18 protein-coding genes and 1 tRNA gene are annotated in these 23,788 nt (G+C 52.0%); 9 read left to right on the top strand and 10 right to left on the bottom strand.

The window, feature by feature from the left end:
* Positions 1-594: 594 nt before the first annotated feature.
* The 3 genes from uspF (at position 595) to rplY (ending at position 4,072) form a co-directional block, all read left to right on the top strand.
* Positions 595-1,029, top strand: coding sequence for a universal stress protein UspF (uspF, locus tag ACT9TW_RS20990; RefSeq protein WP_446493599.1), 435 nt, complete (start codon positions 595-597; stop codon positions 1,027-1,029).
* A 170-nt stretch (positions 1,030-1,199) separates the two neighbouring features.
* Positions 1,200-3,497, top strand: a complete 2,298-nt coding sequence (locus tag ACT9TW_RS20995) for a heavy metal translocating P-type ATPase (RefSeq protein WP_446493600.1) — start codon at positions 1,200-1,202, stop codon at positions 3,495-3,497.
* A 290-nt stretch (positions 3,498-3,787) separates the two neighbouring features.
* The gene (gene rplY / locus ACT9TW_RS21000; protein ID WP_182061786.1) at positions 3,788-4,072 is read left to right on the top strand and encodes a 50S ribosomal protein L25; all 285 of its coding nucleotides are present in this window, start codon (positions 3,788-3,790) and stop codon (positions 4,070-4,072) included.
* Between the two features lie 52 nt (positions 4,073-4,124).
* Here the strand turns inward: rplY and yejK are convergent, their stop codons facing one another.
* The gene (gene yejK, locus ACT9TW_RS21005) at positions 4,125-5,132 is read right to left on the bottom strand and encodes a nucleoid-associated protein YejK (RefSeq protein WP_014071063.1); all 1,008 of its coding nucleotides are present in this window, start codon (positions 5,130-5,132) and stop codon (positions 4,125-4,127) included.
* Between the two features lie 134 nt (positions 5,133-5,266).
* On the opposite strand from yejK, the gene ACT9TW_RS21010 reads away from it, so the two are divergent.
* The 3 genes from ACT9TW_RS21010 to ACT9TW_RS21020 all read left to right on the top strand — a co-directional run bounded on the left by ACT9TW_RS21010 (position 5,267) and on the right by ACT9TW_RS21020 (position 7,423).
* Complete coding sequence (locus ACT9TW_RS21010; protein WP_182061787.1) at positions 5,267-5,494, top strand: YejL family protein; 228 nt, start codon at positions 5,267-5,269, stop codon at positions 5,492-5,494.
* A gap of 19 nt (positions 5,495-5,513) precedes the next feature.
* A complete protein-coding gene (gene yejM / locus ACT9TW_RS21015) occupies positions 5,514-7,274 on the top strand; it encodes an LPS biosynthesis-modulating metalloenzyme YejM (protein ID WP_182061788.1) in 1,761 nt (586 codons plus the stop codon).
* Between the two features lie 72 nt (positions 7,275-7,346).
* Positions 7,347-7,423: transfer RNA gene (locus ACT9TW_RS21020), tRNA-Pro, on the top strand.
* Positions 7,424-7,457: 34 nt separating this feature from the next.
* Here the strand turns inward: ACT9TW_RS21020 and ACT9TW_RS21025 are convergent.
* Both ACT9TW_RS21025 and ACT9TW_RS21030 read right to left on the bottom strand, forming a co-directional pair.
* Entirely contained in the window at positions 7,458-8,645 is a 1,188-nt protein-coding gene (locus ACT9TW_RS21025; RefSeq protein WP_446493601.1) for an MFS transporter, read from the bottom strand.
* 138 nt (positions 8,646-8,783) lie between these two features.
* Complete coding sequence (locus tag ACT9TW_RS21030) at positions 8,784-9,044, bottom strand: DUF2534 family protein (protein WP_014071065.1); 261 nt, start codon at positions 9,042-9,044, stop codon at positions 8,784-8,786.
* Between the two features lie 204 nt (positions 9,045-9,248).
* Here ACT9TW_RS21030 and eco point away from each other — a divergent pair, with 204 nt between their 5' ends.
* Positions 9,249-9,758 carry a serine protease inhibitor ecotin gene (gene eco, locus ACT9TW_RS21035; protein WP_446493602.1) on the top strand — a complete coding sequence of 170 codons (510 nt, stop codon included), beginning with the start codon at positions 9,249-9,251 and terminating at the stop codon, positions 9,756-9,758.
* A 135-nt stretch (positions 9,759-9,893) separates the two neighbouring features.
* On the opposite strand, the gene mqo is transcribed toward eco, so the two are convergent.
* Positions 9,894-11,543, bottom strand: a complete 1,650-nt coding sequence (mqo, locus tag ACT9TW_RS21040; RefSeq protein ID WP_446493603.1) for a malate dehydrogenase (quinone) — start codon at positions 11,541-11,543, stop codon at positions 9,894-9,896.
* A 188-nt stretch (positions 11,544-11,731) separates the two neighbouring features.
* Here mqo and ACT9TW_RS21045 point away from each other — a divergent pair, with 188 nt between their 5' ends.
* Positions 11,732-13,027 (top strand): SulP family inorganic anion transporter, encoded by a 1,296-nt coding sequence (locus ACT9TW_RS21045; RefSeq protein WP_446493604.1) that lies wholly within the window; start codon positions 11,732-11,734, stop codon positions 13,025-13,027.
* Here ACT9TW_RS21045 and mgtE read toward each other — a convergent pair.
* The 6 genes from mgtE to ACT9TW_RS21075 form a co-directional block, all read right to left on the bottom strand.
* Positions 12,990-14,426, bottom strand: coding sequence for a magnesium transporter (gene mgtE / locus ACT9TW_RS21050; RefSeq protein WP_182061827.1), 1,437 nt, complete (start codon positions 14,424-14,426; stop codon positions 12,990-12,992). The genes ACT9TW_RS21045 and mgtE overlap by 38 nt on opposite strands.
* A gap of 151 nt (positions 14,427-14,577) precedes the next feature.
* Positions 14,578-16,221 carry a multidrug ABC transporter permease/ATP-binding protein gene (locus ACT9TW_RS21055; protein ID WP_446493605.1) on the bottom strand — a complete coding sequence of 548 codons (1,644 nt, stop codon included), beginning with the start codon at positions 16,219-16,221 and terminating at the stop codon, positions 14,578-14,580.
* 76 nt (positions 16,222-16,297) lie between these two features.
* The gene (gene alkB, locus ACT9TW_RS21060; RefSeq protein WP_446493606.1) at positions 16,298-16,948 is read right to left on the bottom strand and encodes a DNA oxidative demethylase AlkB; all 651 of its coding nucleotides are present in this window, start codon (positions 16,946-16,948) and stop codon (positions 16,298-16,300) included.
* Positions 16,948-18,006: a bifunctional DNA-binding transcriptional regulator/O6-methylguanine-DNA methyltransferase Ada gene (gene ada, locus ACT9TW_RS21065; protein WP_446493863.1), complete on the bottom strand. Its 1,059-nt coding sequence runs from the start codon at positions 18,004-18,006 to the stop codon at positions 16,948-16,950. Before ada ends, alkB begins: the two co-directional genes overlap by 1 nt.
* 72 nt (positions 18,007-18,078) lie before the next feature.
* The gene (gene apbE / locus ACT9TW_RS21070) at positions 18,079-19,137 is read right to left on the bottom strand and encodes an FAD:protein FMN transferase ApbE (protein ID WP_446493607.1); all 1,059 of its coding nucleotides are present in this window, start codon (positions 19,135-19,137) and stop codon (positions 18,079-18,081) included.
* Between the two features lie 116 nt (positions 19,138-19,253).
* Positions 19,254-20,360, bottom strand: coding sequence for a porin OmpC (locus ACT9TW_RS21075; RefSeq protein WP_446493608.1), 1,107 nt, complete (start codon positions 20,358-20,360; stop codon positions 19,254-19,256).
* 741 nt (positions 20,361-21,101) lie between these two features.
* On the opposite strand from ACT9TW_RS21075, the gene rcsD reads away from it, so the two are divergent.
* Complete coding sequence (gene rcsD / locus ACT9TW_RS21080; RefSeq protein WP_446493609.1) at positions 21,102-23,774, top strand: phosphotransferase RcsD; 2,673 nt, start codon at positions 21,102-21,104, stop codon at positions 23,772-23,774.
* Positions 23,775-23,788: the final 14 nt, after the last annotated feature.

Raw genomic sequence — 23,788 nt, forward strand, 5'->3', positions numbered from 1 at the left:
TCAGGGAGCACAGAATAGCATCAGCACTTATGCGCATACCTTTACTCATTGCAATCTGTGAATGATAAAACGGTTGTATCTCATGGTGTACGAAATATAAATAACTATTTTAAAATAAACATGCCATGAAATAATTTTAGCCATTTGAATGGTTACGCTCAAAAATGTAAACCACCTCTCAATATCACTTTCATTATCATTTAGTCTGATTGAGAGGGTATTTATACCCTAGTAGTTCTCTCTTAGTGAGACTGAAAAAAATCCTTCGATTAGGTGAATGAAGATCCCCCTACTCAGGGGGATAATTTTGTTTGGAGTTGAAAAAGTATAACGACTATCAATTTTATGCGTCTGGTCCCCGAAGAGGGTTGGTTGTAATGCGGGATAACGGTCACGGTAATTTATTGGTCTAAACATTTATAATGTATAGGACTGATATACTTTATATTTTATTTCCTTCGGTATCTGACTGAATCTTTCGGAATTGACAGATGCAAAGGCCGATATTCTACGCTGACGTGCCAGGATAAAACGACAGGGTAAAAACAGACGCTTACTAACCGTGTACAGAACAAATGCAAACAGGAGGATCAAATGTACAACCCTACTTTAGTACCGATTGATATTTCTGAAAGCGGTCTCACAGAGATGGTTATACCTCATGTTCAGAGGCATACGGTCCTGAATACAACAAAAGTCCATTTTCTTACCGTCGTTCCTTTTTTCCCTTACTACTCCTCTCTTGGGATGGGCTATGCGCCGGAAATGTCGGAAATAAGTGAAATGACACAGAAAGCACTAGCAAAACTCAATGAAATCGTTAAAGAATTCAAGTTACCTGCTGAGAAGGTTGTAACACATGCAGTCGTCGGAACGCCTAAAGATAAAATTCTCGAATATTCTGAGGAAATTGGAGCAGAGTTGATCATTATTGCCTCTCACCGTCCTGACCTGACAACCTATCTTTTAGGATCAAATTCATCTGCAATTGTACGACATTCGAAATGCCCAGTGCTGGTAGTTCGTTGAACCAGCTAACATCCGAAGAGGCAGTTATGTGAATAAGATAACGTTCTTCGTTAAAATTAAAAGATATATGTCTGTTTACCCAGGAGGCAATGTTAAACCAGACAACGGTTAATGGTTCATATGTTCTACTTTTAACCGACCCAGGAGCATAGCTCTGGAGGCAAAAACCTATGAAAAACAGCCGATTATTACTCGATATTATGCTGTTAATTTTCCCTCTACTGGCTTTGATGCTCTATATCTTCAATCAGGATGCTACCTGGGCACAGAGTACCTCCATTATATTAATCATTTCGACTATCCCCTCTTTGCTTTTATTAATTTATGAAGTGGTTAAATCATTATCAAATCATAAGTTTGGGGTGGATTTACTCGCCATTCTTTCAATGTCAGGGGCTCTCTGGATGAATGAACCGGCCACTGCGGCCGTCATTGCTGCGATGACGGCTTCAGGCCGATTTCTAGAAAACTATGCCCGGGGTCGCGCAGAACGTGAAATGGTTGCGTTGCTGTCCAGAGTCCCTCGTGTCGCCAACCGACTGACTGAGGATGGCATTCAGGTCATTCCCGTTGAATCCATTCAACCTGGTTATCTACTACTGGTTAAGCTGGGAGAAACCATTCCAGTAGATGGTCCGTTGGTGAGTGTGAGCGCTGTGCTGAATGAATCCTCTATTACCGGGGAATCGTTGCCGGTCACGAGGCAAACCGGTGAATTACTGCTAAGTGGTACCATTAATGCCGGTGATGCTCTGAAAATGCACGCTGCCCGTGCAGCTAAAGACAGCACACTTCAGGGTATCATCAGTGTGGTTGAACAAGCAGGCCAGGCTCGTGCGCCAGCAGCCAGACTCGCTGATCGCTATGCGGTCTGGTTCATCCCTTTCACCCTTATTGTTGCCTGGCTGGCCTGGTTAGTGAGTCAGGATCCAATACGTGCGCTGGCCGTTCTGGTTGTTGCAACGCCTTGTCCCCTCCTGCTGGCTGTACCGGTGGCACTGGTATCCGGGATTTCTCGTTGTGCAAAGCGGGGAATTTTGATCAAAGGTAGCACTGCGCTGGAACAACTTGCCCGGGCTGATTATTTGTTTTTTGACAAGACCGGCACTCTGACTGGTGGTATGGCAAAACTGATGTCGATTCACAGTTTCTCTCCCCATTTCTCACAACCTGATTTGCTCAAACTGGCAGCCAGCATGGACCAGCTTTCCTGTCATGTTATAGCCAGTGCCATTTTGCAGGCTGCACAAGAGCAAGGTCTCGGATCCTTGCCGATGCCAGAGTCAGTACAGGAAGTGGCTGGAGCTGGCCTGACAGGAAAAGTGAACGGACAACAGGTTTGTCTCGGCACACTGGATTTTGTCCTGAGCAAGGCGCGCGCGGGAAGCTGGCTGGAATCTGCCCGTCAGCGCTTATTTATTGAGAACTCGACGGTCGTTGCGATTGCGGTGAATGCCGAACTAGTCGGCTGGTTGTTGTTTTCTGATCAGTTACGACTTGAGACCCCGCGGGCTTTGCGTATGTTACGCAAATCAGGCGTTCACGAGATCGTCATGCTGACAGGTGATAAGCAGGAAGTAGCGGATAGTATTGGCACCGGTCTCGGCGTAGATCAGGTACTGGCAGAATTAACCCCAGAGATGAAACTGAAGTATGTCTCAAGCGCTTCATCCGCTCACTGCACAATGATGGTTGGTGATGGGGTGAATGATGCCCCAGCTCTGGCGGCTGCGGGCGTCGGGGTTGCAATGGGGGCAAGAGGTACGGCTGCCGCAGCGGAAAGCGCAGATGTTGTATTGCTGACAGACCGCTTAGACCGGCTGGCTGAGGCCAAAGCCATAGCCAAACTGTCAATTCGTATTGCCAGACAAAGTGTCTGGCTAGGGATGGGTCTGTGCTGTGCTGCCATGGGCTTTGCCGCCCTGGGTCTGCTCCCCCCCTTTGAAGGTGCCCTTTTGCAGGAGTTAATAGATCTGCTTGCCATTATGTCGGCATTACGGGTTCTTGCGAGTGGGTTAGCTCGCCAGGCGGTCAGGACAATGAGTGCAGAGCAGGTTGCTACCTTGCGTAATGAACACCAAATGTTGCAACCACTACTCCAGCGATTGACCGAGGTTGCAACACAGTTACCTCTGGCAAGTCCGGAAGAACGACGCACGCTCATGAAGACACTCCATGAACAACTGACCCAGGATATTCTTGCTCATGAACAGCAGGACGAACAAGGGCTGTACCCCACCATGACATTGATGCTGGCTGGTGATGACCCTCTGGCTGCCATGAGCCGAAGTCACCAGGAGATTTATCTGCTTGTCAGAAAACTGGGCCAGTTGAGCAACCTTCTACAGAATACAGACGACTCTTCAGGTACTGTTCAGGATATTCAACAGTGTCTTTATGGCCTTGAAGCGATTCTGAGATTGCATTTTGCCCAGGAAGAAGAATTATTTAGTGGTCTTCAAAAGTAGCCTCTACCATCCACTTTTTGAGAGTTTCGATGAATAAAGACAAGCCGTGTCTCTCCCGCAATTTCTCGCTGGCAAGTGTAAAAAATCAGCGTAGCTGTCTCTTTAATCATGAAAAATCCCCCCGAGAATCGTCTGGGGACATTACAGTTTAGGATTAACAGACCGTAGGTTTTGATTGCCCCGTGGGGGATTGGGGGCTATAATCCCGCCCGCTTTTGCATCCGCAAAGCAGAACACTCACCTGCTGCTGGGTCGCCTGTAGTAGGGTTTTAAAATACAGAGAGAAATCAATGTTTACTATCGAAGCAGAAGTACGTAGCGTTCAGGGTAAGGGTGCGAGCCGCCGCCTGCGTAACGCCAACAAGTTCCCAGCTATCGTTTACGGTGGCGAAGCTGCTCCAGTTGCAATCGAACTGGACCACGACAAACTGTGGAACCTGCAGAACAAAGCTGAATTCTACAGCGAAGTTCTGACCATCGTTGTTGGCGGTAAAGAAGAAAAAGTGAAAGTTCAGGCTGTTCAGCGTCACCCGTTCAAGCCAAAACTGTCTCACATCGACTTCGTTCGCGCATAATCGCAAACTTGTCGAAAAAAAACCCCGCTTCTGCGGGGTTTTTTTATGGCCGTTATTTACCGCCCGAAGTGCGACGCTGAAGCTGGTCGCGCAGGTTTGGCGGCGTGCCTTTAATGGTCAGGGTGTCAGTCGCCGGATCCCAGAAGATACGTTCCCCGAGCAGCATGGCATCAAAGTTAACCGTCAACCCACCGCCGCTTCCGGCAAATTTGGTTAACTGGCGCAGCGTACTGCGATCTGCCGGGAAGCTCTCTTCCAGCTCATAACCTTTATCAGCCGTAAATTCCTGGAAGCTCACTTCACTCACGCCCGCCAGCTCTTTGGAAAGCGACTCCAGCTCAATCTCTTCGCCCGCCTGCAACTGTTCGTTGCAATAGCTGTAAACCTGCTGACGCACGTTCTGACGTTCTGATTTATCAAGCTGAGCTTCGGCGGTGAAATCATCCACTGCCTGCAACAGACCTTTATTCTGTGCTTTGGCGTTCAGGCCTTCGCTGGCACCCAGGAAGTCCATAAAGAAATCCGCCACCTTACGGCCTACACGTCCTTTGAGGAAAGTCAGGTAGCGGGTGGATTCCGGGTTGGTTTCCCATTCGGTCAGATCGATACGCGCGACGATATCGGCATGGTTAATGTCCAGATAGTGCGTAGAGCTGATATCCAGCTGCTCATTGACGCGCATACTGCTTAAATTGTTCAGCACAGTCACCAGCAGATACTCAACTGCCAGATAGCGGTACTGGCAGAACAGAACGATGCCGCCATCAGCGAACGGGTATTTCGCCAGCTCATCACGCAGACGCCCGGTAGCCGCCCGGCTGAATGCCAGAAAATCTTCTTCGCCCTGGCGTTGCAGGCGCAGGCTATCCGCCAGTTCGCTCTCTTCGCTGAACAGGCCATAGGCTTTATTTTTAGCGCTATAAACGCGATGCAATTCCGCCATCATTTCAACAACAGTAGGCGTTGGTTCAAGTAACGAATCGCGCAGCACCACTTCAAGGGTTTGCTCATCACGCTTGATAAGCTGGTGCAAGGCAATCTGGTTGATATCCAGACTCATGATAAACTCTCCTTTTAGACCGGGCGGTATTCAACCACCACCAACGCATGTGTGCAACAAGAGATAAAAAAGGGGAAAAAAAGCTGTTCCTACGGTAATATGTTGCCCTTTCATCAACAAACTGATTTTGATTTATGCCACAACATTCCCGCTACAGTGACGAACACGTTGAACAACTGCTCAGTGAGCTGGTCAACGTACTGGAAAAACATAAAACGCCGACCGATCTTTCCCTGATGGTATTGGGAAATATGGTTACCAACCTTATCAATACCAGCGTTGCTCCGGCTCAGCGTCAGGCGATCGCCAGGTCTTTCGCCCAGGCTTTGCAGTCATCCGTTAGCGACGACCAGGCCCACTAAGGGAAACGAACAACAGTTTATGGTGACGAATCGTCAGCGCTACCGTGAAAAAGTCTCCCAGATGGTTAGCTGGGGGCACTGGTTTGCCCTGTTCAACATTTTGTTGGCCATGGTGCTTGGCTGCCGTTATCTGTTTGTGGCGGACTGGCCAACCACGCTGACCGGGCGCATCTATTCCTGGATGAGCGTTGTCGGCCACTTTAGTTTTCTGGTTTTCGCCACCTATCTGCTGATTCTGTTCCCGCTGACGTTTATCGTCATGTCGCAACGCCTGATGAGGTTCTTATCCGCCATCCTTGCGACGGCGGGCATGACGTTATTGCTTATCGACAGCGAAGTCTTTACCCGTTTCCACCTCCATCTCAACCCCATCGTCTGGGAACTGGTGATTAACCCGGACCAGAACGAAACCGCGCGTGACTGGCAGTTGATGTTTATCAGCGTGCCGGTGATCCTGCTGATTGAGATGCTGTTTGCCACCTGGAGCTGGCAAAAGCTCCGCAGTCTGACGCGGCGTCGTCATTACGCGAAGCCCGTTGCTGCGCTCTTTTTTGTCTCATTTATTAGTTCGCACATCATGTATATCTGGGCCGATGCGAACTTCTATCGCCCTATCACCATGCAGCGTGCTAACCTGCCGCTCTCTTATCCGATGACGGCACGTCGTTTCCTTGAAAAACACGGTCTGCTGGATGCGCAGGAGTATCAGCGTCGTCTGGTCGAGCAAGGTAACCCGGAAGCCGTCACCGTTCAGTATCCGCTGAGCGACCTGCGTTACCGGGATATGGGACGTGGTCAAAACGTACTGCTGATAACCGTTGATGGTCTGAACTACTCGCGTTACGAGAAGCAGATGCCTGCGCTCGCCGAGTTCGCTGATAAGAACGTGTCGTTCACGCAGCATATGAGTTCAGGTAACTCAACCGATGCCGGTATTTTTGGCCTGTTCTATGGTATTTCGGCCGGTTACATGGACGGCGTGCTTTCGGCGCGCGTTCCTGCGGCGCTGATTACCGGGCTTAACCAGCAGGGTTATCAGTTGGGGCTGTTCTCTTCGGATGGCTTTAACAGCTCGCTGTATCGCCAGGCACTGTTGTCTGATTTCTCACTGCCTGCTGCGCAGAGCCAGTCTGATGAACAGACCGCTAATCAGTGGGTGAACTGGCTTCAGCGTTATGCTCAGGAAGATAACCGCTGGTTCTCCTGGGTTGCGTTTAACGGCACCACACTTGATGACAGCAACCAGAAAGGCTTTGCACGCCGTTATAGCCGTGCGGCTGGCGACGTTGATGCACAAATTGGCCGGGTGCTGAACGCACTGCGTGAATCCGGCAAGCTGGATAACACCGTGGTCATTATTACCGCCGGACACGGTATCCCGCTGGGTGACGAAACGAAAAGTATGGTCTGGTCGCGCCCTAACTTGCATGTTCCGCTGGTCATCCACTGGCCGGGAACGCCAGCACAGCGCATCAATATGCTTACCGATCATAAAGACGTGATGACCACCCTGATGCAACGTCTGCTGCACGTAAGCACTCCGGCGAATGAGTACTCGCAAGGACAGGATCTGTTCAGCGCCACTCGCCGCCATAACTGGGTGACTGCTGCCGGGAATAATACACTGGTGGTAACCACACCGGAGCTGACGCTGGTGCTGAACAGTAATGGCAATTACCAGACGTATAATCTGCAAGGTGAAAAATTGCATGACCAGAAACCGCAGCTCAGCCTGCTTCTGCAAGTGCTGACGGATGAGAAGCGGTTCATTGCTAACTGATTAATTATAAACCAGTTAGCGCCTGACTCCCTTGCATTCAAAAAGGAATCGAGTAGTATTCTTTTTACGCGTCGGCACGTAGCGCAGCCTGGTAGCGCACCGTCATGGGGTGTCGGGGGTCGGAGGTTCAAATCCTCTCGTGCCGACCAAAAATCCCTGAAAACCAGCCATATGGCTGGTTTTTTATTGCACTTCATCCGGCGTTCTAATCAGGTAACAGAGCGTCAGCAGACAGATAACCGCCCCGGTATAAAACGTATATTCCGCGCCCCACGTTTCCCAGATAACCCCGGCCACTACGCTTGCAATCAATAACCCAACGCCACTCACCATACTGAAAATACCGTAAGCCGTGCCGCGCAAATCCGCGGGTGCCGTTTTCGCAATCATTGCCGCAAGCAGTCCCTGGGTCATTCCCATATGCACGCCCCAGAGCGCAACACCCAGAATAATGCCTGTCCAGTGGGTCGTGAACGCCAGCACAATATCCGCTGCGATTAATACCACCAGCCCCCACTGCAACAGGCGGGTATGACTCATCGCATCGGATAATTTGCCAAACGGATAGGCAGAAAGGAAATAGAGCAGGTTCATGGCAACCATGACCAGCGGGATCAGAGCTAGCGGTACGCCCGACTGCTGCGCCCGAAGCACCAGAAATGCTTCACTGAAACGCGCAAGGGTGAAGACAGCCCCTAAACCGATGACCCACCAGCACCCTTTACCCAGCCGCTTAAGGTTCTCTTTTTTTACCGGATTGCTCCGTTTGTGCTCAACCGGCATTTTTGGCTCATGCAGCCCAAAAAACAGCAGCGCGACAGCGAGCACGCCGGGGATCACCGCGACCCAGAAAATAGTGCGGAAGTCATTATTCCACAGCAGCATTAACCCTACTGCGATCAAGGGCCCGAGAAAAGCGCCGACGGTGTCCATTGACTGACGCAGGCCAAACGCTGCACCGCGCAGTTCGGGTGGCGTAACATCCGCGACTAACGCATCTCGCGGTGCACCGCGTATCCCCTTCCCCACGCGGTCGATTAATCGCGCACCTAAAATCATGCCGGACGACGAGGCTATCGCAAACAACGGTTTACTTAACGCCCCCAGCCCATAACCCAGCACGGCTAGTCCTTTTCTTTTACCGATGTAATCACTGATCGCCCCGGAAAAGATTTTGATAAACAACGCGGTGGCTTCTGCCAGTCCTTCAATCAGGCCGATAAAAATCACGCTGACCCCAAGCGTAGTCACCATAAACAGCGGCAACAGGCTATGGATAATCTCTGATGAGATGTCCATCAGCATACTGACACCACCCACCACCCAGACTCCCTTTGGGATCCGGCTAAGCGTTGCAAACCGGGATAGCATTAACGTCTCCTGCTTTCTGTTGAACAATCATGCGGTCGAAACAGAGCATCATGGAAATGAGAATAAATATCGTTAATGAAAATAATGACATAAAAAAAGCCAACCCGAAGGATGGCTTTAGTATAGCAATATGGGGACTTAATGCTTTTCGCGGTCACCCAGGAAATAGATCCCCAACGGGATGGCGAGCAGAACGGTAAACACCAGGCTGTAAACGCAGATCATCGCTGATTGCAGCACATACATGCTGGTCGTCCACTCGGAAAGTGGGATGTTATACTGCTCGATAACACCGACAATGGTTGCCCGCCCAACGCCTGCGGCAGCAATCATAAACACAACGAGCAGTGCCAGTAAAAACTTCCGGCCTTCAGGTGTTTTCAGTTTTGCGCGAACCATGTCTCTCTTTCCTTTACAGATGAACAACATTATTTAGCGCTAACACTAACACGATCTCCAGCCTGACTCCATGACAGAATTAACAACCACAAAAACTCTTAGAATGCAGTTTATTTCACTAAAACAAATTAAAATATAAGTAAATACGTCCAACCATTCACTAACGTTATGCTAATCTGGACAGGATCGTTTTGACATAAAGGAATGACTGTGAAAAACGCACCTAAATTTGCCATTGCCCTTATCGCCGCAGCGTGCGTCAGCACCAGCGCTTTTGCCAATGAAACCTCAAAAGAGCAGCCTCTGGAAAAAGTCGCGCCTTATCCGCAAGCAGAAAAAGGCATGAAGCGTCAGGTGATCCAATTACCGGTTCAGCAGGATGAAGCAAATTTCAAAGTGGAACTGTTGATTGGGCAGACCCTGGAAGTGGACTGCAACCAGCATCGCCTGGGCGGCCAGCTGGAAAGTAAAACCCTGGAAGGCTGGGGTTACGACTACTACGTCTTTAGTAAAGTCACCTCTCCGGTTTCTACCATGATGGCCTGCCCGGAGGGTAAGAAAGAGAAAAAATTTGTGACCGCGTATCTTGGGGACAACAGTCTGCTGCGCTACAACAGCAAGCTGCCCATTGTGGTCTATACGCCTGAAAACATCGACGTGAAATATCGGGTGTGGAAGGCAAATGAGAGTATCGGACAAGCGGTAGTACGTTAAGAATAAGTCGGGTGACAGCTTCGCCTTACCCGACCTGGAAAGGGTGCGCTCTGGTGCCCTCACCCCACCCCTCTCCCACCGGGAGAGGGAGAAAACACTAAAAACGGTAACGTCTGTTACCGTTTTGCTTTTACCTTACAGCGCGATATCCGCAACCGGTTTGTTTTCCGCCTGAGGCTTCAGCTCTGCCTTCGGCGCCGCTTCAGCAGCCTGTGGTTTAACATACTGCAGTTGCAGAACGTGGCTGGTGTATTCCAGCTCTTGCTCCGTTGCTGCCACGTTACCGTTCAGCTTTGTACCGTAAGACGGGATAATGGTTTTCAGCTTCGCCTGCCATTCCGGGCTGGCTACTTTATCTTTAAACACTTTTTCCATCAGATGCAGCATGATTGGTGCAGCGGTGGACGCTCCCGGTGACGCGCCCAGCAGGGCCGCGATGGTGCCGTCTTTATCGCTCACCACTTCAGTACCCAGACGCAGCACACCGCCCTCTTTCGGATCGCGCTTGATGATCTGCACGCGCTGACCCGCCTGCCACAGACGCCAGTCTTCTTTCTTCGCCTGCGGATAGTACTCTTTCAGCGCCGCGAAACGATCGTCGTCAGAAAGCATGACCTGGCTAATCAGGTATTTCACCAGATCAAAGTTATCCAGACCCACGTCGACCATCGGTTTGAAGTTGGAGGTAGTGGTCGCGCTCAGCAGATCGAGCAGAGAACCGTTTTTCAGGAATTTGGTAGAGAAGGTCGCGAATGGCCCGAACAGCACTACGCGCTTACCGTCAAGAATACGGGTATCGATGTGCGGAACGGACATCGGCGGCGCCCCTACAGAAGCCTGACCGTACACTTTCGCCAGATGACGGTTCACCACTTCCGGGTTATCCGACACCAGGAACTGCCCACCTACCGGGAAGCCAGCATAGTCGTCAGCTTCAGGAATGCCTGATTCCTGAAGCAGTTTCAGCGCTGCACCGCCCGCACCGATAAAGACAAACTTCGCTTTAATTACATGTTCAGCGTCGTTGTTTTTCAGATCGGCAACCGTCACGCTCCAGCTGTTATCCGCGTTACGCTTGAAGCCGCGCACTTCGGTGCTCAGTTGCAGGTTGAAGTTCTCTTTTTTCTTCAGAGAGCCCACCAGCTGACGGGTAATTTCGCCGTAGTTGACGTCCGTACCGATTTCAGTGCGGGTGGCGGCTACTTTCTGGTTTGGATCACGGCCTTCCATTACCAGCGGAGCCCACTCTTTAATCTGCGCGTGGTCTTCTGAGTACTTCATACCGCGGAACAGCGTGCTCTGCTGTAAGGCCGCGTAACGCGCGCGCAGGAAGTTGACGTTCTGATCGCCCCACACAAAGCTCATGTGCGGCACGGTATTGATGAAGGCGTGCGGATCGTGCATCACACCGCTGTTTACCTGGTGTGACCAGAACTGGCGGGAGATCTGGAACGCTTCGTTGATCTCTACCGCCTTCTCGATACTAATGGAACCGTCCTTTTTCTGCGGTGTGTAGTTCAGTTCCATGAGTGCCGAGTGCCCGGTGCCGGCGTTGTTCCAGCCGTTAGAGCTCTCCTGAGCCACACCATCAAGACGTTCGACCATGGTCATCGACCAGTCCGGCTCTAATTCTTGCAGATAGGTTCCCAGCGTGGCGCTCATGATGCCACCACCAATTAAAAGGACGTCCGTTTCCTGCTCTTTTGGCGCGGCAGCGTTAGCCACCATCGAGACGCTATTCAGCCCCATAGCCAGAGAAAAGAGCATGGCAGTCATTTTTTTCATAATTTATGCCTTAGAGTAATAGTGCTTTATGCGTGGAAATTGCAGGTGAAAAAAGCTGCGGGGGGAACGGTAACAACTTTTAAATATTGTTTAAAGGTTACGAAATTATTGTAATTGTGAAATTTAATGATGGATTGTTTGTAGGGGATTGGGGGTTCAACTGGCAAAACGCTGTTTTTCTGGCTACTATGCTGCACTTTGTGATCGCGCGCACGGAAGCCTGCCCTAACCTGCGAATTGTTATGTCATTACCACACTCTTCTCTGCCCGATGAGGGCCGCATTGCTGTTGTGCTGCGATCCCCGACGCTCTTCATCCGTGAAACACTGGCCGGGGTGATTACCGCGCTGGCACTGATCCCTGAAGTCATCTCCTTCTCCGTGGTTGCGGGCGTTGACCCGAAAGTCAGCCTGATCGCCTCTGTGGTGCTCTGTCTTGCACTCTCGGTACTCGGTGGTCGCCCGGCCATGGTCACGGCTGCGGCGGGCTCAGTGGCGCTGGTTATCGGCCCGATGGTGCATCAGCACGGCGTGCAGTACATTTTGCCTGCGGTGATTATGGCAGGGGGGATTCAGATCCTGTTTGGCGCGCTCGGGATGGCGCGGTTGATGCGTTTCATACCGCAGTCGGTGATGACCGGGTTCGTTAACGCGCTCGGGATTTTGATTTTCTTTGCTCAGGTGCCCCATTTCTGGAGCAGAAGCCCGCTAATTCTTGGCCTGTTCGTGCTGACGCTGCTGATTGTACTGTGGGTTCCGCGCTATATAAAAAGCATTCCCTCTCCGCTGATTGCCATTGTGGTATTAACCCTGTTCACGGTGACCACCGGACAAATCCTGCCTACCGTAGGTGATGAAGGCTCAATGAGTGGCGGTCTTCCCGGGCTGACTCAGTTACTTGTCCCCCTGAATCTGGAAACCCTGAGCATTATCTGGCCCTGTGCGTTAAGTATCGCGTTTGTCGGCCTGCTGGAATCATTGCTGACGGCAAAACTGGTGGATGAACTGACGGTTACGCCATCGGACAAACGCCGCGAAAGCATTGGCCTGGGCATCGGTAATATCATGGCCGGTCTTTACGGGGGCATTGCCGGTTGTGCCATGATTGGGCAAACCATCGTCAACGTGGAGATGGGTAAAGGCCGTAGCCGCATTTCGACCCTCGCTGCAGGCATTGTGCTGCTGGTGCTGGTCACCGCGCTGAGCGAAGTGATGGCCAACATCCCTATGGCAGTTCTGGCCGGGATTATGGCGATTGTCGCCATCAAAACCTTCAGCTGGCACAGCATTCAGCCCGCGACGGTGAAAGGCGCCCCCATCGCAGAAACGGTGGTGATGCTGGTCACCGTAGCCGCGACGGTATCGACCGGTAATCTGGCCATTGGCGTGCTCGGCGGGATTATTGTGATGGCGATCCTCCCTGGGCGTATTAAGCGCAGGCACGAACTTACATCAGAAAAATCGTCGCCAGCCCAAGAAAAATAAAGAAACCGCCGGTATCGGTAATGGCGGTGATCATCACGCTCGACCCCACCGCGGGGTCGCGCCCAAGCCTGGTCATCGTCATTGGGATAATCACCCCCATCATGGCGGCCATCAGCAGGTTAAGCACCATCGCCAGCATCATCACACCGCCTAGTGCCATATCGCTGTACAGCCACCATGTTATCCCTCCCATGATCCCGCCCCACACCAGGCCGTTAATCAGTGCCACCCCCATTTCCCTGAAGATGAGGAACGCGAAGTTACCGGGCTGAATGTTTTCCAGCGCCAGAGCGCGAACAATCATAGTAATGGTCTGGTTTCCGGTGTTCCCGCCAATCCCGGCGACGATAGGCATCAGAGAGGCCAGCGCCACCAGTTGCGAAATCGTGTGTTCAAAGCCATCAATCACGCGGGAGGCAATGAACGCGGTACAGAGGTTAATGGCAAGCCATGCCCAGCGCGTTTTAACGGCTTTTCCCACCGAGGCGTGTACGTCATCTTCCGCACTCAACCCCCCGAGAGCACGCAGGTCGTTATCGGTTTCTTCGTAAACCACGTCAACAATCTCATCGACGGTCAGACGCCCCATCAGTTTGCCCACGGAATCCACCACCGCCGCACTGACCAGGTCGTCACGTTCGAAGGTTCGTGCCGCTTTTTCGGCGTCATCTTCAGGTGAGAAGACCATTGGCTCGGTTTCCATCACCTCACTCACCCGCCGCTGCGCACTGTTCAGCAGAATGGTTTTCAGCTCAAGCTCACCCAGCAGGGTTTTATCACGCGAGGTCACAAACAGCTTATCGGTGTTGTCCGGCATCTTGCCCAGGCGGCGCAGATAGCGCTGCACCGCCCCAAGCGTCACGTCCGGGCGTACCGTGATGACGCCAAACTCCATAATCGCGCCGACGCTGTTTTTCTCGTAATGCATCACCTGGCGTACACGGGCACGCTCATCGGCTGGCAGTGACGCCAGCAGTCGGCCGGTCAAATTTCGTGGCAGGTGCTGAACAAGGTAAATCTGCTCATCGATATCCAGGGTCTGCACGGCATCGAGAATATCCCGGTCACTCATCTCATCAATGAGGTCATCCCAGACGTTTTCGGAAGCTTCCAGTAATACCTGACCACGTTCGTGATCCTCAACCAGTCGCCACAGTGCGTGACGCTCTTCGGATGGGAGAGCTTCAAGAGTATCCGCCAGGTCAGGCGGCGGAAGATGAGCAACCAGCGCACCTACCTCAGCAATATCGTCGGATAAGGTGCCGACATCATATTGCTCAGCCAGGGTCAGTTTGCCTAATAACGCTGAAGTGACCGCTTTATCGGTCGTGAGAAGCCAGATGAGCCGCGCACGCTCCTGGTCGCGCAGCCTTGCGCTGTTTTTGTTTATTACCGACATCAATCATTAATCCATGAAATGAGATGACATCAAGCATAGCGCGGGGATATGTAAATAAGAATAAACAACGGGACGGGATGGGCAAAAAAGCAGCGAGGAAATATAAAAAGTAGGCCGGGTAAGGCGAAGCCGCCACCCGGCACACAAACTCTTACGCCGTACGCGCCACCGCATCACGGGACGCAGCATCGCGCTCTTCACCTATCAACTCACTCAACTGTCCGTCACGCATCTCCAGCAGGCGATCGGCGTGAATGAAGTAGTGATCGTCGTGGCTGATGGCAAAGATGGTTTTGCCCATTTCCTGCATCAACGGCAACAGCACCTGATAAAATTCGCGGCGGAAATGCGGATCCTGATCGGCGGCCCACTCATCCAGCAGGATGATGTCACGCTCCTCCGCCAGCGCCAGAAGCAGCGCCACGCGTTTCTTCTGCCCTTTGGACAGCTTGAGGTTCAGGATCTTGCCCTCTTTCAGCTCCAGCTTATGCGACATTTGCAGATGCGAAAGCCACTTCTCCACCAAAGCCGGATTCGCCTGCTGCCCCTCTGATCCCAGCAGTTGCTCGAACAGCCAGACATCGGTGAACACCGCTGAAAACAGCTTGCGGTAGTCCTCCGGTTTTTCTGCGTTCAGCGCCTTGCCATCCAGCAGGATCTCGCCAGATTGCGGCTGGTAAAGCCCAGTGAGCAACATTGCCAGCGTGGATTTCCCGCTGCCGTTACCGCCAATCAGGAAAAGCAGCTCACCCCGGTGAATGGTGAGATTAACCGGACCAACCGAAAACGCGTTGTCCTGGTAGCGGAACGTCACATTACGCAGTTCCAGGGTTTTCCAGTCCGGGAATGCTTGCGGACGTGGGAACTCGGCCTTAAACGGTGCGAGGTCGAATTTTTTCAGTTTGTTGAAAGCTACCTGAGCGCTCAGCAGCGTCGGCAGCGCCCCTACGGCAGAAAGCAGCGGCGTGCGCAAAAACAGCAGCGTCAGCGAGTAGGTCGCCGCAACATTGGTGCCAGCCCATCCCAGGCTGTTTGCCATCCAGAACACCAGACCAATGGCACCCAGCATCATGATGTTTGACCAGTTCACCGCGCTCAGGTGGAAGGTATCCGCCCGGATAATGTGATGGCGATACTCGCGGGCATCCGGGATATAGAGATGATTAAAGATATGCTCGGCACGTTCGCGGTTCAGCGTCAGCTCTTTGCGCCCTTCCAGCACCGTCTGATAATCGTTATAGAGCTTATCTTCCGTTTCACGCAACACCGCCATGTGTTTATAGACACGCGCCACCAGCAGGTAACCGCCCCAGATGGTGACCACAATCCACAGCGCGGTCACTGCCAGCATTTTGGTTGAGAGCCAGGCAAGATAAGCCGCCGAGCCAAAGGTCAAAATAATCCCCTGCACCAGCTCCGGCAGACGCACAAATGCGATGGTAATGGCACGCACATCGCTGGTCAGCCCCGCCAGCAGAGAAGCACTGCCGAGTTGCTCGACGCGCTCTACCTGGGTGTCCAGAATTCGCTTGATAAACTCGCTACGCAGGCGATATACAAAGTGGTGGCCCAGCGCGGTTAACGCCAGCTGGGAGCCTAACGTCACGGCCATCAACAGTAACAGCAAACCCAGAAACTCTGGCAGAACGGACAATGACGTGTCGACCATTTCAATCAGTCGCACATTGATGAACGCGATCAGGCCAATACCTAACGCCGCGCTGGCCAGGCTTAATGCCATCACCGCCATAAAAGGCCAGCGGTACTGACGCCAGACAAGAAGAAGTAGTTGCATACAGAGCAATCCAGGCAATAAAAATCAGCCAGCAGTGTAAACTGCCCCGTGCTCACATCAAGAATAATTCTTATTTTTATTCGCTATACGCTGCCTGACGGAAGGTCAGGTTATAGCGGAACGCTTGCGTCTGCGGATGAAAACCCGGTTTAAGCGGCTGAATACCGTGGTAGTAGAGCCGCGATTCCCCGCCCCACACCACCACGTCGCCGTGCTCCAGCATCAGGCGTTTCAGCGGATCGTTACGCCGCAATCCGCCAAACTGAAAGACCGCCGGCAGCCCTAAAGAGACTGAGACGATGGGTGCCCGTAAATCCGGCTCATCTTTATCCTGATGCAGCGAGAGCTTCGCGCCGACGGCATAACGGTTAATCAGGCAGGCATCCGGGGTAAAATCGGCATAACCCGCAGCCACGGCGGCATCATGGCACAACGCCAGAAACGCATCGGGCATGGCTGGCCAGTGGTTACCCGTTATTGGATCTACTGGGGCGTAAAGATAACCGCGATCGTCCGTCGTCCAGCCTAACCTGCCGCAGTTGGTCATCGCCACTGACATGGTATAGCCGCCCGGCGTCACCATATGGCGAAACGGCGAGCGTGCCGTGACGGTATTCATACCGTCTAACAGCGCCGCCGCGCGGGATAGCGCAAAACGACGCAGGATCACCGCGCCCGGTGCCAGCGGCTCTTGCCAGGGTTCAGCCTCTGCGAACAGATCGAGCATTATCCCTCCCGGTTTTTCGCTTCACGTTGTAATAACAGCGCCTTGCGCGCAGTGCCCCAGCGGTAGCCTGAAAGTGCGCCATCGTTGCGCACCACCCGATGACAGGGGATCACAATCGCCAGCTTATTGGCAGCACATGCCCCGGCAACGGCGCGCACGGCGGCGGGTTTCCCAATGGTTTTCGCCACCTGCTGATAGCTTGCCGTTTCACCGCAGGGGATGGCGCGCAACGCCTGCCAGACCTGCTGCTGGAAAGCGGTGCCGCGAATATCCAGCGGTAACGTTAACGGGATATTTTGGTTGTCGAGGCTTGCGATAACCTGGCGAACCCGCAGCGCAAAAGCGCCGTCCGCAGGCTCGGGCTGGGCATGGGGAAACAGGGAATGCAGCTCATCCGTTAACGTCGCGTCGTCGTCACCCAGCAAAATAGCGCAGATCCCTCGCTCGCTTTCCGCCACCAGGCAGCGGCCTAAGGTGCAGTTACTCAGCGCGTAATGCACCGCAACGTCACCTTTACGGTACTGTTTTGCCGTCATACCCAACGCGCTATCGGCTTTACGATAATAACTGCTGCTGTCGGGAAAACCTGCGGCCAGCACGGCATCGGTAATTTTATCGCCCTGTGCCAGCGCACTGCGCAGGCGACGATCGCGTGCTGCCTGCTGCCAGGCTTTGGGCGTCATGCCGGTGATGGATTTAAACAGGCGATGGAAATGGAATGGACTCATCGCCACCTGCTGCGAAAGCAGTTCAAGGGTAATGGACGAGTCCTGTTCCAGCAGACGGCAGGCCTGTTCGACTTTTGCCAGTTTCTGCTCCTGCGGGTCACGTTTATCCGGCATACAGCGCTTGCAGGGGCGAAAGCCATCCTGCCCCGCATGTTGGGCATCAGGATAAAAGCGAACATTTTTGCGCAGCGCATGGCGTGCCCGGCAGGACGGGCGGCAAAAGATACCGGTCGTTTGCACGGCAAAGACAAACTGATTATCGGCGCGTGGATCGCGGGCGAGCACGGCCTGCCAGCGATCCTCATCGGTTTTAAAGGTCAGGTTTTTCATCATCGGCTCCTCTTACAAGCATACTCATACCTTGCCTGAGTGCCACCGGACAAAAACCCGTAACCTTGCTTTTTAATTTTGTTCGCTCACGAGGAAACTTTCAAACTGCGGGGAGCTCCAGGTTTTAAACCCATCGCCCTCTTTGGTTATCATGTACACCGCAAGGCCTTCCTGACGCACCACCTCTTTAGCCTTTTCCGGGCCAAGGACCATTAACCCGGTGTCCCAGGCATCGGCTTCCAGGGCGGTCGGGGCGATCACCGTCACGGACACCAGATTGTGTTCGATCGGACGCCCCGTTTGCGGATCGATAACATGTGAAATGCGTTTGCCGTCCAGCTCGTAATAGTTGCGGTAGCTGCCGGACGTACTGATCCCGTGGCCGTTGATATCTACAATTGCCTGCACGGCGTTTTGTTGATCGGTCGGTTTTTGAATGGCCACGCGCCACGCTTTGCCCGTGGCGTTCATCCCCCGGCTGACTAAGGCTCCACCTACCGACACCAGATAACGCGAGATCCCTTCCTGGGTCATCAGTACCGCAAGGTGATCGGCGGCATAGCCCTCTCCTACCGTTGAGAGATCGACAAACAAATCAGGAATGTCTTTTTGCAGATACTGCTGCCCGTATTGATTAATCACCGTTAAATGCTGCAAACCCGTTCTGGCGCGCGCATCATCAATAGCCGCCTGATCGGGCGTTGTCACCGGCTGTTTATTCGGACCAAATCCCCACAGGTTTACCAGCGGCCCAACTGTGACATCCATAGCGCCGTTTGTTTTATAACCCACGCGCATCGCCTCGGTCACGATATCAGCCATCGCTTCACTTACAGGCCAGAGCGAGGTGCTTTTCGAGAGGTTAAAGCGCATCAGCGCAGAGTCATTTTTGTATGTGGAAAGCAGTTGATCGTCGGCATCAAGCTGTGCCTGAATTTTACCGCGCAGATCGTCGGCACGTGCACTATCGAGGTGCATCACGCTGACACGCCAGAAGGTGCCCATCGTTTTGCCTTCCAGAACGGTTGCCGCTGGGGTGTCTGTTTTCGCCACCGGGGGGGTGGAAGAGTCACATGCTGTCAGGAAAAAAAGGGTAGCCAGAAAGCTGGCGCGTAAAAAAGTCATGTCCATTCATTATTATCCTCATGCCAGGCCGGCAAGAGTACACCAAAAAGGGTCATTTGTAAGACCCCAAAAAAAGTATGAAAAAAGGGGCCAGATGGCCCCTTTGTAATACTGAGAAGCGATTAGAACTGGTAAACCAGACCCAGCGCTACGATGTCATCAGTACCGATACCAGCCTGTTTGGTGAAGTTGTTGTCATCCAGCAGGTTGATTTTGTAGTCCACGTAGGTAGACATGTTTTTGTTGAAGTAGTAAGTCGCACCAACATCAACATATTTCAGCAGATCTTCGTCGCCGTAACCTTCGATGTCCTTACCTTTAGACTGGAGGTAAGCCACGGAAGGACGCAGGCCGAAGTCGAACTGGTACTGAGCAACCACTTCGAAGTTCTGCGCTTTGTTTGCAAAGCCGTAAACGTCACTGTTGTTCTGGGAGTTACCAAAACGGGTTGCGTTATAGGTCTGAGAGTACTGCGCGGCCAGATAGATGTTGTTCGCATCATATTTCAGACCACCAGAGTAGACTTCAGCGTGATCGCCGTTGCCCAGTGCTTCGGTGTTGTTCTGATCGTAAGTACGTTTGGAAGAAGACATTGCACCACCGATGCTGAAGCCTTCACCCAGGTTGTAGGTCAGGGATGCACCGTAACCGTCACCGTTCTGTTTCAGGGTGCTACGACCGGTGTTGTTCTCACCGTCTACGCTGCCGTTTTTGCCCTGATACTGCAGAGCAAAGTTCAGGCCATCAACCAGACCGAAGAAGTCCTGGTTACGGTAGGTTGCTACACCGTTAGCACGGGATTGCAGGAAGTTATCTGCGCCGTAGGTGTCGCCGCCGAATTCTGGCAGAACGTCGGTCCACGAGGTCACGTCGTAGATTACGCCGTAGTTACGACCGTAATCGAAAGAACCCGCATCGGCGAATTTCAGACCTGCGAACGCAACACGCGTCCAGGACTGGTTGTCGCTTTCAGAGGTATTACCCTGAATCTGGTATTCCCATTGGCCGTAACCGGTCAGTTGATCGTTAACCTGAGTTTCGCCTTTGAAGCCGATACGCATGTAGGTCTGGTCGCCATCGTTACCTTTGTCGTCGGAGAAATAGTGCAGGCCGTCGACTTTACCGTACAGATCTAATTTGTTGCCGTCTTTGTTATAAATTTCAGCCGCATTTGCTGCGCCTGCTACCAGCAGTGCTGGTACCAGGAGGGACAGTACTTTAACTTTCATGTTATTAACCCTCTGTTATATGCCTTATTATTACCACTGCTTACTGATTAACCCTCTTAACCAGTCGGCAATTTCATTCTCCTTAAAATTACAGAATAATCCAACGGGAATATGATACGAAAACTTTGAAGATGTTTCATTTTTCACCCAAGATGTTTCATTTTGTAAAAACAAGGGAACTTTTACAAAGCACGAAGAGCTTAAAAATATAGCACTTATAATCAAACGAAAATTTTCACCATATAAAATCAATTAGTTACATGAAAAAATGTTACAGCACTGAATGACAAAACAAAATACAGCAAAATCACTAAAATAACCCGCGCTGTCATCATTAACTTTATTTATTACCGTCATTCAGTTTTGAATGTCTGTTTATCCCTAATTGAGCCGAATGCCGAGCATTCGGTTTTTTTTTACCTTTCTTTACGTAATTATATTTTCGTTGTGCTACCACCATGAAATCATAACGACTATTAATTAAATTCAGCCGAAATCATTTCGCCGTATTCGCCATTCCTGAAAAGCATAATTTCTTGTTAATTCGTGCTATTTTCTGAGCTTCGTCGTTCCTTATTTGTACAAACACTCGCGAGTTGTACACCTTTAACGCAATGTGGCGCAGGGATAATCGCCACGGAAAAAGTCATCTATTCACAGACTACGGCGCTGGAAATTCAGTTATTACCCTTTATACTGCCCTATCCCCTTAAAGCGCGGCCATCACGGGTTAACATATCAATGAGTCAGTCTGAAACCACCGCCCCGAGCAAATTCTCCCTTCTTCCCGGGAGCATCACCCGTTTCTTTCTTTTGTTGATCGTCGTGCTGTTAGTCACGATGGGGGTGATGGTTCAGAGTGCGGTTAATGCCTGGCTGAAGGATAAAAGCTATCAGGTCGTGGATATCACCCATGCGGTGCATAAGCGCATCGATACATGGCGCTACGCCACCTGGCAGATATACGACAATATTGCCGCTGCGCCCGCAACGTCATCCGGAGAAGGGTTACAGGAAACGCGCCTGAAGCAGGACGTTTACTACCTGGAAAAACCGCAGCGTAAAACAGAAGCGCTTATTTTCGGTTCGCACGACAGCGCAACGCTTGAGATGACCCAGCGTATCTCCTCGTACCTTGATACCCTTTGGGGTGCAGAAACAGTGCCGTGGTCGATGTACTACCTGAACGGTCAGGACAACAGCATGATCCTGATTTCGACCTTACCGCTCAAAGATCTCTCCTCCGGGTTTAAAGAAACCACGGTGGGCAGCATTGTGGATTCCCGTCGTGCGGAAATGCTGCAACAAGCCAACGCGCTTGATGAACGCGAGAGTTTCTCTTCATTACGCCGCCTTGCCTGGCAAAACGGTCACTACTTTACGCTTCGTACCACCTTCAATCAGCCCGGACATCTGGCAACCGTGGTGGCATTTGATCTGCCTATCAACGACCTGATCCCACCCGATATGCCGCTGGACAGCTTCCGTCTCGACCCCGATAACAACACGCAAAACATGCGCACGCCGCCGGATAAAGAAGTCGCTGAAAGTGTCGCAATATCCTTCAACGGGTCGAAGATAGAGATAGCCTCCTCGCTGAATTCAACCGGGATGCGCCTGGTGTGGCAAGTACCGTTCGGAACCTTGCTGCTTGATACACTGCAAAACATTTTACTGCCGTTGCTGCTGAACATTGGTCTGCTGGCGCTGGCGCTTTTTGGTTACAGCACTTTCCGTTTCCAGCCCGGGCGTCAGAGCGAAACCGCGTCTGTCCCGGCGGGAACCAGTAATGAACTGCGCGTACTGCGGGCGTTGAATGAAGAGATTATTTCCGTTCTGCCGCTTGGAGTGCTGGTTCACGACCAGGAGGCGAACCGCACGGTGATGAGCAATAAGATTGCCGATCACCTGCTGCCGCATCTTAACCTGCAAAACATCACCACCATGGCGGATCAGCACCAGGGTGTGATTCAGGCCACCATCAATAATGAACTGTATGAAATCCGTCAGTTCCGCAGCCAGGTCGCTTCCCGCACGCAAATCTTTATTATCCGCGACCAGGATCGTGAAGTTCTGGTCAACAAGAAGCTCAAGCAGGCGCAGCGACTTTACGAGAAAAACCAGCAGGGCCGTGCGGCATTTATGCAGAATATTGGCGAGGCATTTAAACGCCCATTGAAAGCCCTCGCGAGCGGTGTGGCCAGCATCAACACGCCTGAAGGTCATCAGATAGCCAGCCAGGCGGATTCACTGGTTCGCCTGGTGGATGAAATTCAGCTGGCGAATATGCTGGAAAATGACAGCTGGAAAGGAAGCTCTACCCTCTTCTCTATTCAGGATTTGATCGACGAAGTGGTCCCTGAAGTGCTGCCGGTCATTAAACGCAAAGGGCTGCAACTGCTTATTAACAACCACTTGCCTGCCAATGACGAACGCCACGGCGATCGGGAAGCACTGCGCCGTATTCTGCTGATGCTGATTCAGTATTCTGTGACCACTACCCAGATTGGCAAGGTGACGCTCGAGGTCAGCACCGACGAATCGGCTGACGACAGGCTGACGTTCCGTATTCTGGATACCGGAGAAGGCGTCACCCCGAGTGAAATTGATAATCTGCACTTCCCGTTCCTGAACGATACCCAGAACGATCACTACGGCAAAGCCAATGCCCTGACCTTCTGGCTGTGCGATCAGCTGGCGCGCAAACTTGGCGGGCATCTGAATATCAAAGCCCGGGAGTCGCTCGGCACCCGCTATTCTCTGCATGTGAAAATGGCCGCGAATCCGCAAGAAGAAGATGAAGAACGCCTGCTGGATGAAGTGACGGTGATGGTTGATGTGACCTCAAATGAGATCCGCAATATCGTGGTTCGTCAGTTAGAAAACTGGGGAGCAGCGTGCATCACGCCTGATGAAAGGCTCACGAGTCAAGAATTTGATCTGTTTTTAACAGATAATCCGTCTAATCTTACAGCCTCCGGCTTGCTTTTAAGCGATGATGAGCCAGGCGTGCGAAAAATCGGCCCAGGCCAGATGCGCGTCAACTTTAATATGAGCAATGCTATGCAGGAAGCTGTACTACAACTAATAGAAGAACAGCTGGCGCAAGAAGAGATCCTGGAGTCCCCTTTGGGTGGTGACGAAAATGCCGAACTCCATGCCAGTGGCTACTATTCACTCTTTGTTGATACAGTACCAGATGATGTTAAGCGGTTGTATACTGAGTCCGCTGCGAATGATTTTGCAGCGCTGGCGCAGACAGCACACCGGCTTAAAGGGGTGTTTGCCATGCTTAATCTGGTTCCCGGCAAGCAGTTATGTGAAACGCTGGAACATCTAATTCGTGAGAAAGATGCCTCTGGCATTGAAAAATATATCAGCGACATTGACGCCTACGTCAAAAGCTTGCTGTAGCAAGGTAGCCTAAT

The sequence above is a fragment of the Enterobacter sp. C4G1 genome (assembly GCF_052886895.1).